Annotated in this window: 14 protein-coding genes; 6 read left to right on the forward strand and 8 right to left on the reverse strand. The window is 68.5% G+C overall.

From position 1 onward, the window contains the following. Positions 1-1230: 1230 nt before the first annotated feature. On the forward strand, positions 1231-1806 hold the full coding sequence (locus tag ACZ5ID_RS35215; protein WP_468906392.1) for an HAD domain-containing protein: 576 nt from the start codon (positions 1231-1233) through the stop codon (positions 1804-1806). A 118-nt stretch (positions 1807-1924) separates the two neighbouring features. On the opposite strand, the gene ACZ5ID_RS35220 is transcribed toward ACZ5ID_RS35215, so the two are convergent. Further along, positions 1925-2647: a M15 family metallopeptidase gene (locus ACZ5ID_RS35220; RefSeq protein ID WP_468906395.1), complete on the reverse strand. Its 723-nt coding sequence runs from the start codon at positions 2645-2647 to the stop codon at positions 1925-1927. A gap of 507 nt (positions 2648-3154) precedes the next feature. Continuing rightward, positions 3155-3778, reverse strand: a complete 624-nt coding sequence (locus ACZ5ID_RS35225) for a hypothetical protein (RefSeq protein ID WP_468906398.1) — start codon at positions 3776-3778, stop codon at positions 3155-3157. Between the two features lie 839 nt (positions 3779-4617). On the opposite strand from ACZ5ID_RS35225, the gene ACZ5ID_RS35230 reads away from it, so the two are divergent. The 3 genes from ACZ5ID_RS35230 (at position 4618) to ACZ5ID_RS35240 (ending at position 7157) form a co-directional block, all read left to right on the forward strand. Further along, positions 4618-5784 carry an alanine--tRNA ligase-related protein gene (locus tag ACZ5ID_RS35230; protein ID WP_468906401.1) on the forward strand — a complete coding sequence of 389 codons (1167 nt, stop codon included), beginning with the start codon at positions 4618-4620 and terminating at the stop codon, positions 5782-5784. A gap of 105 nt (positions 5785-5889) precedes the next feature. Further along, positions 5890-6486: an HD domain-containing protein gene (locus ACZ5ID_RS35235; protein WP_468906403.1), complete on the forward strand. Its 597-nt coding sequence runs from the start codon at positions 5890-5892 to the stop codon at positions 6484-6486. A 146-nt stretch (positions 6487-6632) separates the two neighbouring features. Beyond that, on the forward strand, positions 6633-7157 hold the full coding sequence (locus tag ACZ5ID_RS35240; protein ID WP_468906406.1) for a GNAT family N-acetyltransferase: 525 nt from the start codon (positions 6633-6635) through the stop codon (positions 7155-7157). 69 nt (positions 7158-7226) lie between these two features. Here ACZ5ID_RS35240 and ACZ5ID_RS35245 read toward each other — a convergent pair whose 3' ends face one another. The 4 genes from ACZ5ID_RS35245 to ACZ5ID_RS35260 all read right to left on the reverse strand — a co-directional run bounded on the left by ACZ5ID_RS35245 (position 7227) and on the right by ACZ5ID_RS35260 (position 10581). Further along, positions 7227-7862: a hypothetical protein gene (locus tag ACZ5ID_RS35245; RefSeq protein WP_468906409.1), complete on the reverse strand. Its 636-nt coding sequence runs from the start codon at positions 7860-7862 to the stop codon at positions 7227-7229. Beyond that, positions 7859-9733: an alpha/beta hydrolase gene (locus ACZ5ID_RS35250; RefSeq protein ID WP_468906412.1), complete on the reverse strand. Its 1875-nt coding sequence runs from the start codon at positions 9731-9733 to the stop codon at positions 7859-7861. Before ACZ5ID_RS35250 ends, ACZ5ID_RS35245 begins: the two co-directional genes overlap by 4 nt. After that, positions 9730-10152, reverse strand: a complete 423-nt coding sequence (locus ACZ5ID_RS35255) for a hypothetical protein (RefSeq protein WP_468906415.1) — start codon at positions 10150-10152, stop codon at positions 9730-9732. Before ACZ5ID_RS35255 ends, ACZ5ID_RS35250 begins: the two co-directional genes overlap by 4 nt. Positions 10153-10392: 240 nt before the next feature. Beyond that, positions 10393-10581, reverse strand: coding sequence for a hypothetical protein (locus ACZ5ID_RS35260; protein WP_468906418.1), 189 nt, complete (start codon positions 10579-10581; stop codon positions 10393-10395). A gap of 303 nt (positions 10582-10884) precedes the next feature. Between ACZ5ID_RS35260 and ACZ5ID_RS35265 the strand changes: the two genes are divergently transcribed. Next, on the forward strand, positions 10885-11055 hold the full coding sequence (locus ACZ5ID_RS35265) for a hydrophobic protein (RefSeq protein WP_344077859.1): 171 nt from the start codon (positions 10885-10887) through the stop codon (positions 11053-11055). A gap of 131 nt (positions 11056-11186) precedes the next feature. Here the strand turns inward: ACZ5ID_RS35265 and ACZ5ID_RS35270 are convergent, their stop codons facing one another. Beyond that, positions 11187-11399: a hypothetical protein gene (locus tag ACZ5ID_RS35270; protein WP_468906421.1), complete on the reverse strand. Its 213-nt coding sequence runs from the start codon at positions 11397-11399 to the stop codon at positions 11187-11189. After that, the gene (locus ACZ5ID_RS35275; RefSeq protein WP_468906424.1) at positions 11399-11656 is read right to left on the reverse strand and encodes a hypothetical protein; all 258 of its coding nucleotides are present in this window, start codon (positions 11654-11656) and stop codon (positions 11399-11401) included. Before ACZ5ID_RS35275 ends, ACZ5ID_RS35270 begins: the two co-directional genes overlap by 1 nt. Positions 11657-11777: 121 nt before the next feature. Here ACZ5ID_RS35275 and ACZ5ID_RS35280 point away from each other — a divergent pair, with 121 nt between their 5' ends. After that, positions 11778-13004 (forward strand): hypothetical protein, encoded by a 1227-nt coding sequence (locus ACZ5ID_RS35280; RefSeq protein ID WP_468906427.1) that lies wholly within the window; start codon positions 11778-11780, stop codon positions 13002-13004. Positions 13005-13051: the final 47 nt, after the last annotated feature.

Raw genomic sequence — 13051 nt, forward strand, 5'->3', positions numbered from 1 at the left:
CACGACGAACACTCACGCCCCATCCAACGACCGCCAAAGACACCAGTCACAAAACCATCCCAGAACACCAACTACCTAGATCAGATGCTCTCTAAGCGGAACCCCCGACTGCCAGGCAGCCCCTCCCATAGAACCGGCACAGCCTACTGGCCCCCACAGCCCCGACAACGCCCTGGTCCGGGCGGGCGGTGGGCCTCGGCCCCCAGGGCCCGGTGCAGGTTGTGGCGGTGGGCCCCCCAGGGGAGCCACAACACGTTGACCGAACTCCCACGAAGTGTCGGGTACGTTCGCCGTAGATCCGGATCCCTGGAGGCCGGGGTGGTGGAGATGCGCAGATCCATCCGGACGGGGCGGTGGCCCGCGGCCTCCATGAGTGCACAGGCCTACGCCCTTTCCGGTGGCGCCCCAGGCTTTGCATCAGCGACCCAAGCCGCGCGGGCGAGCACGACGCGGAGAGGAGAATCGCAGGGTAAGCAGGGTAATAGACCGCGGGTCAGGCGGCTTCCTGACGCTCCGGCACCCTACGCGTCTTGACGCCGACTATGACGAGCGTCAGCCCCAGGACGGCGATGCCGAGGTAAGCGGCGGACGGAAGGTCGACCACTTAGTGCATCCAGCCCCACTCCGTACCGAAGAGGGCCTGCGAAGCGAAACTGACCAGCCCCTGGCCGCCTACGACGTAGCCGATGCTTTCGAGGGTGTAACCGATGGTTGTACGCACGGATCAACCCTCTCGCGGACCCGCTGCAAGATCGTCCTCCGCAGGGCCGAATACGCAGTAGGCCAAAGGATGCAGTCGCTTGGGGAGAGTTCCGGCAGCGCGGCACCCGCCACAGCAGAGGAGCGCACCGGCTGGTGCCAGACGGTTCCAAGATCATGCGCCAGCCCCAGCACACATGGGCTGGTGGCGGTCCTGTGACGCCGTCACCCCCCTCATATGCTTACTTCTCCCGCATGCAAAGGCCGAGTTCGCGGTCCGCCCGCTGTTCCGGTATAGTCGATCTTGAGCTTGCGGCCGCGATGAGCGGCGGCGGGACATGCGTTGGTGGTCCAAGGAAAGGCGCCCCACTTCCTGTGGGGAGATGCAGGTGCAAGGCCTGCCCAGCGCTCGATGAATGAGGGCCCCGGTCTCCGTCAAGGGGGCCGGGGCCCTCGTCCGTATGCACGGTACGCACCGAACGTGCCCACTTTCCAAACTGCCCGGCCCCGCCCCCGGCTACGGTGCGGTGTGTGACCACCCCCGCACCTCACCCCCCGCCACTCCTCTTCCTCGACGTCGACGGACCGCTCATCCCGTTCGGCGCGGCGCCCGACCAACTCCCGCGCGGCGGCTACCCGACGTACGACACCGGGCACGCCCACCACCAGCCGGCGGCTGACGCCAACCCGCTCCTCAGCAGGATCAACCCGGCGTACGGGCCACGACTGCTGGCCCTGCCCTGCACCCTGGTGTGGGCCACGACGTGGATGTCCGACGCGAACGACTGCATCGCCCCTTGGCTGGGCCTTCCGCGGCTGCCCGTCGTGGACTGGCCGGACCCCGCCGACTACCACCCCCACGGCATCCACTGGAAGACCCGCCCGCTCCGGGACTGGGCGGCCGGACGCCCGTACGTATGGATCGACGACGAGATCACCGACAGGGACCGGTCCTGGACGCAAGCACACCACCCGGGCCGAGCCCTCCTCCACCGCGTCGACCCGCGCTACGGCCTCACCGACGCCGACTTCACCGTCATCGAGCGGTGGCTCCGGACCGGCCCGGACGGTGTCCGGAACACGGCTCGGGGCAACACCGTGCCGTAGGGGCTCCAGCCGTCGATCCACGTACATGAGGGGAACAACGCGGCCGAGGCCGGCCGGTCACAGTGACGCCACCCTGCGCCGGGACGCTGCCATTTCCGTGAGCGGAAGCGAGGTCCCGCTACCGTTCCCCGCCGAGCACGGGGTCCCCCCGGTCGGACCCCTGCGAGCCAATACGGTCGTCGCTGTCGCTGTCGATCGCTCGCGGGCCGTAGTGGGCGAAGGGTGCTTCGGCGGCCACGGCCCAGTAGCGGTCGCCGTAGGACCAGTGCCACCACTCGGTGGGGTAGTTGACCAGTCCGGCGGAGGTCAAGGCCGCAGCCAGGATGGCGCGGTTCTCGGACGCCTGGGCGCTGATGTTGACCGCTTGGGTGTAGCAGGCACCCGCGCTCTCCTCCGGCGTGGCGTTCATGGGGGTGCCGAGGTCGAGCTCGACCCCATCGGCGCCGACGAGTGTCAGATCGACGGCGGCTCCGGCACTGTGCGGGGCGATTTCGGGCGGGGATACGTAACGGCTCGCGGCTGTACGAATCCGTGCCTCGGACCAGTCGTGGTGGTCGGTGCGCAGCGCGTCCGCGTACTCCTCGAAGTACCGCTGTTGCAGGTGAGGGGGACGGTATCCCTCAACGATCAGCAGCCGCAGCCCACCGGGGAGCGACGACTGGGCCCGCTCTAATCGCTCGACAACTCCCGTGCGCAGGTGCGCGAATGCGTCCCCGGTGTCCTGCTTGCGTTCGTCGACGAGCAGGCGGCGACTGCTACGGATGTCCACGAGGGGTTCGCCGCATTCCCGGACCGGGAGGGAGGCGACGCGCGGATCTGCCATAAGAATGATCTCTTCCATGAGGGGATCATCGCTGCATGCGCGGCGGAGGGGGAAGGGGACGGGGAAGTGCGTATTCAGCAGCGAGGACGGGGGAGGCGTTTGACGTCTGGGCCGGGGCCACGCGTCGAAGCGCGCCCCCTGGACCCGCTGGCAACGTGCGCTTCTCGTCTGCCGGCAGCCCGCTCTCTCAAGCACTGCGACGGCTGGGTGTAGAGGCTGATGCCGGCCAGGACGAGTTCTCCGCCGTGCGGTTGGGCCGGGATCGACGCAGCGAGGCGTGGATCGCCTGACGGGCGACGTTACAAGTTCCCGCGCCCACGGCTCGGGCAGCTCCTGGTGCCGCTCGCGGATTTCGCGCGTGGAGGATTGCGAGGACGCTGCGCTCCAGTCGGCTAGGTCGCGCTGACGCCTGGCACGCGCTTCGACTGGTGGCGGCACCGTTTTCCGCCTGTCCCGGGCACGACCCGTTGTAGGTGCCGGGCAGCCTGAGTTGACGGCCTAGGGGAGGGAACGGTCGGCGGTCTTCTAGCGGCTGGCGGCGGCGGAGCGCCGCTGTGGGGCCGGCCCGCCCGGGGTGGAGGCTGACCAGAAGTCGTCGTGGATGTCGGCGGGGGCGGGGTAGGGGACGTCGCGCTGCGGGGTGGTGGTGGGCTTGGGGACATTGCTGGTCTGGGTGAGGCATGGAGTCCCGGCGGAGAAGATGAACTGGCCCGCGGCACCGACCTGCACTGAGGCGTTGAAATCGTCGGGTGTCGTGGCGTCGATGGCGGGCATGTCTCTGCTCGGATTCACGCTGGTGATCTTGTAACCCTGGGCCTTCCAACTGCGCTCGACGGCCCCGAGCAGGCTGCCCCGCCGCTCGGCGGACACTTTGGTCAGGATGGCGATACGGCGTTTGACGGTGCCGGTCCCGGTGCCCTTGCCCAGGATGTTGCTGCACGCGATGTCGTTCGAGGGACCGTGGTACCAGCGCAGGGGCGGGGTGATGCTCCGCAAGGTCTGCTGAAGCATCGCGTCGGCCCGCTCGGCACCTTGACTCATGTCCATGGTCGGCTTCTTACGGTCATGGGTTTCACTTCCCGTCGCGCGGCTGTCCGGGAGCACGCCGCAACCGACGGCCATCGCGGCGAGCAGCAGGGATGCGGCCACTGGACGGAGGAAAGAAGTCACCGAGGGCTCCGAGGGGGGTGTGAGAGGGGCGTCTCGTTCATGTACGCGTCTGCGTGGCCGTGGTCGGGGCCGACCAGTGACCGAGCAGACGTCGTCGTGGTGGCAGGGACGAGGAAAGGGCTTCCCACCCTCGTCGGCGGGTGTTCTGGAGCTGAAGAACTGTGCGACCCAGGAGCCGCGATGGTGGTCCCGCTGCCCGCAGGGCCCGTCGGCACCAGTGTGGTCGCCTCCGGCTGCCCCGCCTCGTCCAGCAATCGACGGCGACTCTGCGCGTACACGTACTTCCCCCTGGTCCCGAGCGACCTTCCTCCGTCGCCTGCAATGACGTTAAAGCGACAGATGGGGGCATGCGCAAGCGCAAACAGGGGAGTGGGCGGAATTGAGTTGGCCGCGCATAACACTGTTGCCGGGGTGTGTGCAAGAGCGACCGCGCTCAGACGCATGCGTCCGCAGCGTCAACTTCCCTGGCACGGCGCCTAGGTACGCACGAGACGCGCGCGGTCTGCGCGATGCACGGCAGGGTGAGTCCTGGCCAGGGTGCGGCGGAAGCAAAATCGCGTGCTCCCATGGCCCGGGCGGGCTACCGTCCCCCTATGAACGTCACCGGCCGACCCACCACCCCCGCGACCGCGCGAGCGACCAGCTCGCCGGTTGCCGCCGTCTGACCTTCCCCCATTCCCACCGGCGACCGGAAACGGCCCGTCGGTGGTTCCGTGGCGTTCTCGGCTTCTTGCCGCGGTGCGTTGACCAGCGCGGTCCCGTCTCCGGTGCCTTCCCCGCTGTGACGCGAAGAAGCGAAGAAGTAAAGGAGCCACCCCATGGACACGGAGACGATTGTCCGTACGTTCGTCGAGTACTTCGAGGAGCGTGACCACCGCCGGATCAGCGGCTCGACACTGCTGCCACCCCCCGGCGACCCGGTGCTGTTCACCACCTCCGGGATGCATCCGCTCACCCCGTACCTGGAGGGGCGCCCCCATCCGCTCGGCCGGCGGCTGGTCAACGTGCAGCGCTGTCTGCGCACCACGGACCTCGACGAGGTCGGCGACGCCACCCACCTGACCGTCTTCGAGATGCTCGGCAGCTGGTCGCTGGGCGACTACGAGGGCCCACTGAGCCTCGACTGGGGGTACGGCCTGCTCACCGACGGACTCGGTATCGATCCCGGCATGCTGCACGCCACCGTCTTCGGCGGTGACGACCGGACCGGCCCGGACACCGCTTCCCTAGAGGTGTGGCAGGAGCGCGGCGTACCCGTCGAACTCACCGTGGAGGACAACTGGTGGTCCAACGGCCCCGTCGGCCCGTGCGGCCCCGACTCGGAGATCTTCCTGTGGAGCGGCGATGGCCCGCCCCGGTCGACACCGACGCGTGACGACCGCTGGGTGGAGGTCTGGAACCACGTGATGATGCGCCACCGTCGCCTGGAGGACGGCTCCCTCACCCCGCTTCCCCAGCGCAACGTCGACACCGGACTCGGCCTGGAGCGGCTCGCCTCGCTGCTCCAGGGCAAGTCGTCCGTGTTCGAGTGCGATGTCTTCGACCCCTGGCGCCGCCTCGTGCCGGCCCTGTGGCCGCTCGACGAACCGTCGCTGCGCCTGGTCTACGACCATCTGCGCTCAGCCGTCGTCGTACTCGGCGACGGCGTGCGCCCCGCCGCCACGGGACGCGGCTACGTACTCCGCCGCCTGCTGCGACGCGTACTCACCCTGCTGTGGCGGGACGATCCGTCGCGCAGTCTGGGAGACCTGCCGGAGGAGCTGGTCTCCCACACCCTGGACCGCTTCCGCCAGGAGGTGCGTCCCGGCGACGTACGCCGACTGCTCCTCGAAGAGGAACGCCGGTTCAGCCGACTCCTGGTACGAGGCCGACAGGTACTGGCCCACTCCCGCTTCCAGGGCCCGCTGAGGGATGAGGACTTCCAGTACCTCCACGACACACACGGCCTGCCCCGCGATCTCGTCACGAGCTTGCGGCAGGGGTGAGCGGAGCGAGCGACGGCTCGGGGGGAGGGCGGGCGCGGCCATCGGTTGGGGAGGGGCGCCGCTTGCCCTCCGATGCAGCCCTCGCGGCATTGCTAAGCTCCGGCGATGACCATTTTGTCGATGGACGAGATCCGCGAGCTTCACGAGAAGCACGCCCCTTCCCGGGCGGCGTACGAGCTGGTCTGGACCCACTGCGAGATCGTGTGGCGGATCGCCGAAGGACTGCTGGACCGCTGCGGGGCGGAGCTGGACCGCGAGCTGGTACGGGCGGGCTGTCTGCTGCACGACATCGGCGTCTACCGCCTCTACGACAGTACGGGTCGCCTCGATCACGCCAACTACCTGCGCCACGGCATCCTCGGCCACGACCTCCTCGCCGGGGAGGGGTTCCCCGAGTACGTGTGCCGGTTCTGCTCCTGCCATACGGGCGTGGGCCTGACCAAGGACGACATCGAGCGCCAGCAACTGCCGCTGCCGCCGGCCGATTACGTGGCGGAAACGGCCGAGGAGCGGTTGGTGATGTACGCGGACAAGTTCCACAGCAAGTCCACGCCACCCAGATTCCTCACCCCGGACAGCTACGCCGCCTACGTCGCCCGCTTCGGCCCCGACAAGACCAGGGCTTTCGAGGAATTGCGAGCCAGGTTCGGTGACCCAGACCTCGACGGCCTGGTGACGGCGTACGGCCACGCCGTGCACTGACCGCCGCCCCTCGGGTAGAGACCTCGCCGTACGCCTGGACCCAGTCGAGGCGTGGACGCCGTGTGGTGGCGTACCGGCCACACGGCGACCCGTGGTGCGTGGAAACTCGGTATCGCTGTCACCGGCAGCCGGCTGAAGATGGGGGTATGGACGCGCGGAAGGTGACCCTGCGGAAAATGACGCCGTCGGAGTACGAAGCGGCGACTGAGCACCGTGAGGCCGAGACGGCCCGTGAACTGGGCAAGTTCATGCCCGCAGAGTTGGCGCGAGTACGGGCTCGTCGGGGCACGGCCCAGTTTCTCCCGGACGGACGTGACACGGCTGGTCACCACCTCGTGGTGGCGGAGAACGCATCGGGCGAGGTCGTGGGAAACGCGTGGATCGGTCCGGACCCGCGTCAGGCAGCGGCCACCGCGGACTCGGCCTGGCTGTACGACATCAACGTCTTCGCCCCGTTCCGGCGCCACGGGTACGGATCCGCCATCCTCACCGCCGCCGAGGAACTCGTTGCCCGTGAGGGCATGACCTCGCTCAATCTCAACGTTTTCGGGGACAACGCGGCAGCCATTGCCTTGTACCGGCGCAATGGCTATGAGGTGTCGTCGATGTCGCTGTCCAAGACCGTGCGGCCTCGATCGAGGGGCCGTGGTTCCAGCGCGGGGCCGGAGTGATGTCGCAGGTCCCCGCCGGGCTCCCCGGCGCGCAGCGCAGCTCGGGTAGGGACGGGCCGCAGCGGCGTATTACCGGCCGGTGTCCGGGGAGGCTTGCTCAGGGCTCTGGGCGCCCGTGGTGGGGGCTGACCAGAAGTCGTCGTGGATGTCTGCGGGGGCGGGGTAGGGGACGTCGTCGCGATGCGGGGTGTTGGGGGTGGTGGCGGGCTTAGGGATGTTGCTGGTCTGGGTGAGGCAGGGAGTCCCGGCGGAGAAGATGAACTGGCCAGTAGCGCCCACCTGCAGGGTGATTTGGAAATCCTCGGGCGTCGTGGCGAAGATGGCGGGCATTTCCTTGTCGGGGTTCACGCCGTTGATTTTGTAACCCCAGGCCCTCCAGTTGCGCTCGACGATGCCGAGCAGCCCGCCCCGTCGCTCGGCGGACACTTTGGTCAGGATGGCGATACGGCGCTTGACCGAGCCGGTACCTGTGCCCTTGCCGAGGATATTGCTGCACGCGATGTCGTTCGAGGGACCGTGGTACCAACGCAGAGGCGGAGTGATGCTCCGCAAGGTCTGCTGAAGCAGTGCGTCGGCATGCTCAGCACCTTGGCTCATGTCCATGGTCGGTTTCCTTCCTTCAGATGGGGTGCTGGGGAGTGCTCCGCAGCCGACGGCAGTCATGAGCAGCAGGATCACGGTGACCGAGCGGAGGAGGGAGGTCATCGGGGCTCCGCAGTGATGATCTTGTTGCTCTTGCCCACTACCACGAGCGCGATGTTGCCTGCCGACATGGCATCCTTCTCCGGATCGAAGTAGTTGGAGTGTGCGCCCAAGTCCGTCGGATTCTTCAGGTGCTTGATCTTGTCCACCGTATCCGCGTCGGGGCTGACGAGCAGCGGCCCGTCCCCCGTCGCGAAGCGCCTGGCGCCGAACTCGCGGCTCGCCGGGTCGGCACCGAAGTAGCGCTCGTCGGGGACGTCGTTCAGAGCGTGACCGATCTTGTGGCCGATGTGCGCGCCGCCAGGCCCCCCGATAAAGCCTCCGAGCAGGATTCCGGTGGCTTCGCTCTTGCTGGGCAGCTGGGTGACGATGTCGTTCTTGGCGGCGCCGACAAACACGTGGTCCCGTCCGACTCCGAGCTCGTCGGCGGTCTTCGCCTCCGTGCCCGGGCTGCCCACGAGGATGATGTCGTCGGCCCCGGGGATGCCACCGTGCCGTTGTGCGGCGAGGCCGACGGTGAGCGAGCCGTAGGAGTGACCGACGGCGGTGATATGGGGGTCGCCCGTCTCGTGCGTGGCGGAGATGCCTGCCATGAACCCGTTGTACGCGGTGGCGCCCATGTTGGCGTGGTAGTCGATCATGACGGCGGCGTTGGCCAGGGGCTGTTCGGCGGGCAGCTGAGGAGCGTCGTACCCGAGCCAGACCATCGAAGCGGTGGGACTGTTCGGGTCTGCGTCCCTGGCACCGAGTGCGGTCTCCCGCGCCCGCTTCAGGTCGCTCTCGGCGAAGTGCTTGTCGAGACTGGTGCCAAGCCCCGGCACGTACGCGGCGACGTTCTTCGCGGTGTCGGGGTTGCCGTACGAGACGATGGCGCGGCCGTTGCCCTCGTCGCCGATCCCCAAGAGGTACATGGGCGGGACGCCCGGCTCCGGTGCCGCTTGCAGCTGCTCGTTGATCGACCGCAGCCCCGCCAGCTTCGCCCGCGCCGCCTCGTTGTCCTCGCCCGACAGCTTGCCGATCAGCATCTGCAGGTTGTCACGGTTGGCCTCGTCGCGGGCGAGGGCCGGGATGCCGTCCAGGTTGCCGAGGACGTCCGGGCAGAGCGTGAGGTATTCGTCGCGCTGGGCCTGGGACAGGTGGGTCCACCACTCGTGGCGCTCGGCGGGGGAGGCGCCCGTCGGGATGGTTTTCTTCAGGCGGTCACCGGAGACCTTGCGTACCGCTGCCAGGTCCGCCGCCGCGTCTCTCCACGTCGCGTCGGTGACGTCCAGCCCCGGCTCGGCCTTCAGCCTGCTCAGGGCCGTACTGAAGTGTTCGTCGGCCTCGCGGGCCGCCGTGAGCACGCGCCGGATGCGGTCGGCGATGTCCTGGGCCTTGGCCCGGTTCGGGTTGGGGTCGGCAAGGCCGGGGTGGAGCGCGCCGAGGGTGGGCGGGCGGGACATGAGCGGCGTGTCGGCGCTGGCGCTGCCGCCGGGGATCGGCTTGTCCGTGACGACGTTCTGGCCGCCGGCCGGGTAGCTCACCGACCCGTCCGCCGCGACCGTGAAGCCGAGGCTCGCCGCGTCGTCCAGGGCGTCCTTCAACTGCCCCTGAAAGCCGACCAGTTCGGCCACGAGCGAGCTCAGGGTCGTACGGACCAGACCGCATTCCGTACGGATGTAATCGTAATTGCGGTCCAGGCGCCGCAGCCGGTTGACGGCGGCCGGGGACGCCATGCCCTTCTGGGTGGCCTCCAGACCGTGGATCATCTCGCTGCTGATCCGGTCCCGTGCCGCGTCGGCCTGGGTGCTGACGGCGCCCCAGCCGTCGGCGGCGTCGAGGAGCTCGGCGCACTTGAGGTCGTGCAGCTGCTGCCAGGTGAGCACCCCCGTCACCGGCCCTGGCCGGCCGGCGCGGAGAACTGCGCCAGCGCCGACTTCACGCCCGTGTCCACTTCGCCCTGCGCCCACGCCGTCTGACGCAGGATCGGCTCCAGCGCGCCGCACTCGGTGTGGACGGCCGTCAGCCGCTTCTCCCACGAGGTGAGTACGGACTTGAGCGCGGCCATACTCGCCAGTCCGGCCGTGCCGGCCTCGGCCCCGGCGTGGGCAGAGGTGAGTTTGGCCTTGGCCGTGGCGGTGTCGGTCTGCAGGGCGTGGGCGGTGCCCGCCGCGTCCGACCACGGCTTGGCGCTGTGCTGCAGCTCGCCACTGCCACCGTTGCTTCCGCCACCCGCCGGCCCCGCCGACGCCAGTGACATCGCCCTCGGCTGCCCCGCTTGGTCCAGCAACCGCTGCCAGCTCTGCGCGTACACGTACTCCCCCGTCTCCCCCGTGGTCTCGTGCGACCTCTTCCGTCGCCCCGAAATGACGTTAAAGGGGCAGGTGGGGGCGTGCGCAAGCGCAAACAGGAGGGTGGCTGAAAAAAGAGTGGCCACGCATAACACCCCTGTCGGGGTGTGCGCAAGAGTGATCGCGCTCAGTCGTGCGCGTCGGCGCCGCCAAGTTCTCCGGGGTGCTGTCTGAGTGCCCGGTGGTTGGCCGCGGGTCGTGCTTCAGGCGGCGTGCGCGAAACGGTCGCGCAGGTCGCGCAGGTGGCTCGTCCGTCCTTCGGCCCCGTGCCCGGCGTGCCGCCCGCGCCGCCGGTCGCGGCGGGTGGCACGGGCCTCGCCGACCAGCCGCTGGGCGGCGGCCTCACGCAGCAGCTCGGCCTCGTTCACCTTGTACATCCGGTACTCGAACATCGTCGGCTCCCTGGTGCCCCCGCAGAGGCTTCAGTCGGTGGTCCATCGCTTCCTGCGATGCCTCAACCTTCGTCCCCCAGGGGCCTGCGGAACATCGGGAGAGCGCCCCATTCCTGCGGACGCGGGACCTTAGACGTACGGGCGGGCGGCGGGATTCGTGAACCGGGCCTAAGGCAGGGATACGTACGTAGTCGGCGGCCGACGGCCGAGTGTGTATGCCCTGAACACCGTTGCAGAAACACACCTCTTCATGTGCTTGTAGGAGCGGTGTGAGGGCATGCGGTGGTCAGGAGGTTGATAACAATGGTTCCCCTGCTTCTGGTACTTCTGCTCGCTCTGGTCCTCTTCGGTGCAGGTTTCGCGCTCAAGGCGCTGTGGTGGATCGCGGTGATCGTGCTGGCCGTATGGCTGCTCGGCTTCGTCGTCCGGGCCGCGGACAGCAGCGGCCGTCGAGGCCGCTGGTACCGCTGGTAGGCGGGTTCTCCTCCGTGCGAGGACCGCGGTAGACACCGCACATGGACGTGGGGCCCGGCCGGGAACGGCCGGGCCCCACGTCATGCGGTCCGCGGGCGACCCCGGCGAGACGCGGCCCGGACGCCGGGACCTCAGTCGCAGGGGGCGATGATCTGCCAGTCCTTGGCCGGATCCCCGGTACGCAGGAACTCGCTCAGGTACAGATCTGTCTCCTCGGTGATGTCCTCCCCGTCGGGCCACACCGACTCGCATTCCGGGCACAGGAAGAAGATCTGGCCGGTGTCCTCGCGTCGATACCGCCGCACCCAGTCCTGACCGCAGTGGACACAGGCCACTTTCTCCACTAGTTCCAACTCCTCGGGAAAGCCGTGATCACTTCATTGCCGTGCTCGACGGTGATAGAAATATAGTTTTCGCCGGGATTGAACCCGACTTGACGCTCCATCGGGATGATATAGGTCGTTCGCGCCCCCTGCGGATTCACGAATACGGCCAGGGCACGCCGACTCCATGCCTCGTCCACGGTGTCGAGAACACCCTTGCTGCCAGTGTCGAAGACTCCGTGGGCCGGTTTGGCCGGGTTCTCCTGGGTGTGCTGCATGACGTGGGTGATGCAGTGTCCCTCGGCCGATCCGGGGCCGTAGTCGAGCCCTTCCTTGGATCGGTACCAGCCGCCGCCGCCCAGCCTTCACACTCCCCAGGATGTCGCCGAGCTGGCGGGCATGCTCCACACCTCGGGTCTCGATGACCACGCGCTGAGCCTGCTCGGGGCCGCGGCGGTCACCCGACCGCTGCCGGACGTGATGAGTACCCTCGGCTGCTTGCGCGAGCCCCTTTTCCAGCATGCGGTACGGGCTGCGCTGTCCACCGCCGCGTGCGAGCGTCCCGTGGGTGATGTCCTCCAACTCATCGGCCTGCTCTGTCAGGACGGGCTGGGGCATCTCGTCACAGCCATGACCAACGCGCTCGCCGCCCGGCGCACAGCCCCCGAAGTGGCCGAGTTCTTTGCCCTCGCCCGTAACCGCGGTATGGGCGGCCTGGTGGGCACCGTGGCGACCGATACGGAACAGCGCGACATCGTGCACGTCACGGAACTGGTCTACACGCTGGGCCGCAACGGCAGCCACGTCGCGGCAGACACGATGCTCCTGCGGACCGTCGCCGACCGCACCCCGGTGGAAGTCGCCCTACTGATCAACACGCTCCATGAGTCAAGAAGCTTCTACCAGTCCTCGCGCGCACTGATCGCCGCGTTGGGCGAAGCCTCCGCGGCCGGGGTGAGGGCCGTGGTAACCGAACTGGGCCGGGGGTACGCCGGAGTGGACGCCGTACTGAAGGCGGCGATCCGCGTGTGCACGCCCGACCAGGCCGCGGCCATGGCCGCCACTCTGGAGTCCTGCGGACTTCACGAGCAGGCCGAGACGTTGTTCCACTGCTGTGTCGACACCATGCCCACGGGCCAGGGCGGCATGTTCCTCCAAGCCCTCCACGTCAACGGTGCCCTCGCCATGACCGACGAAGCACTGCGGCGGCATGCGGAGCGCAGCACCACCCTTGGCCTCGCACAGTTCGTGCGTGCCCTCGACGGATCCGCCCTGCGTCGGCATCTGGACACGGTGCTGCACGTCTGTGCGACAGTCCGGTCGGCCACGGACAACACGCACCTGCTCAGCCACCTCGCAGAGAGCAGCGACTGGACGAGGCCGAGAGCCGACCGCGTGGCTGCCCGCCTGCTGGAAGAGGTGGTGGCCCACCAGCCGGTACCCGGCCAGGTGGACCTGCTCGTCGCACTCGCGAGGGCCGGCCTGGGCGACTACGCGCACCGGTTGGAAGTTCTGGCGACCCGCGCCGAACAGGGGCCCGCCTTCACGAAGCTGCTGAAGGAGACGAACAGGCAGCGTGAACAGAGGCCGAGCCCGCGCTCGTTCTGGCGGACGAAACGGCGATGATCTTGAGACTCGACCCGTAGGGGCCGGACCCACCAGACCTGGCATCC

This window comes from Streptomyces sp. NPDC031670 (assembly GCF_055580545.1).

Coding starts and splice junctions, on each gene's coding strand:
- ACZ5ID_RS35280 (WP_468906427.1), top strand. CDS start 11,778: ATGCTCCACACCTCGGGTCTCGATGACCACGCGCTGAGCCTGCTCGGG.
- ACZ5ID_RS35220 (WP_468906395.1), bottom strand. CDS start 2,647: ATGGAAGAGATCATTCTTATGGCAGATCCGCGCGTCGCCTCCCTCCCG.
- ACZ5ID_RS35265 (WP_344077859.1), top strand. CDS start 10,885: ATGGTTCCCCTGCTTCTGGTACTTCTGCTCGCTCTGGTCCTCTTCGGT.
- ACZ5ID_RS35235 (WP_468906403.1), top strand. CDS start 5,890: ATGACCATTTTGTCGATGGACGAGATCCGCGAGCTTCACGAGAAGCAC.
- ACZ5ID_RS35230 (WP_468906401.1), top strand. CDS start 4,618: ATGGACACGGAGACGATTGTCCGTACGTTCGTCGAGTACTTCGAGGAG.
- ACZ5ID_RS35240 (WP_468906406.1), top strand. CDS start 6,633: ATGGACGCGCGGAAGGTGACCCTGCGGAAAATGACGCCGTCGGAGTAC.
- ACZ5ID_RS35275 (WP_468906424.1), bottom strand. CDS start 11,656: ATGCAGCACACCCAGGAGAACCCGGCCAAACCGGCCCACGGAGTCTTC.
- ACZ5ID_RS35260 (WP_468906418.1), bottom strand. CDS start 10,581: ATGTTCGAGTACCGGATGTACAAGGTGAACGAGGCCGAGCTGCTGCGT.
- ACZ5ID_RS35245 (WP_468906409.1), bottom strand. CDS start 7,862: ATGACCTCCCTCCTCCGCTCGGTCACCGTGATCCTGCTGCTCATGACT.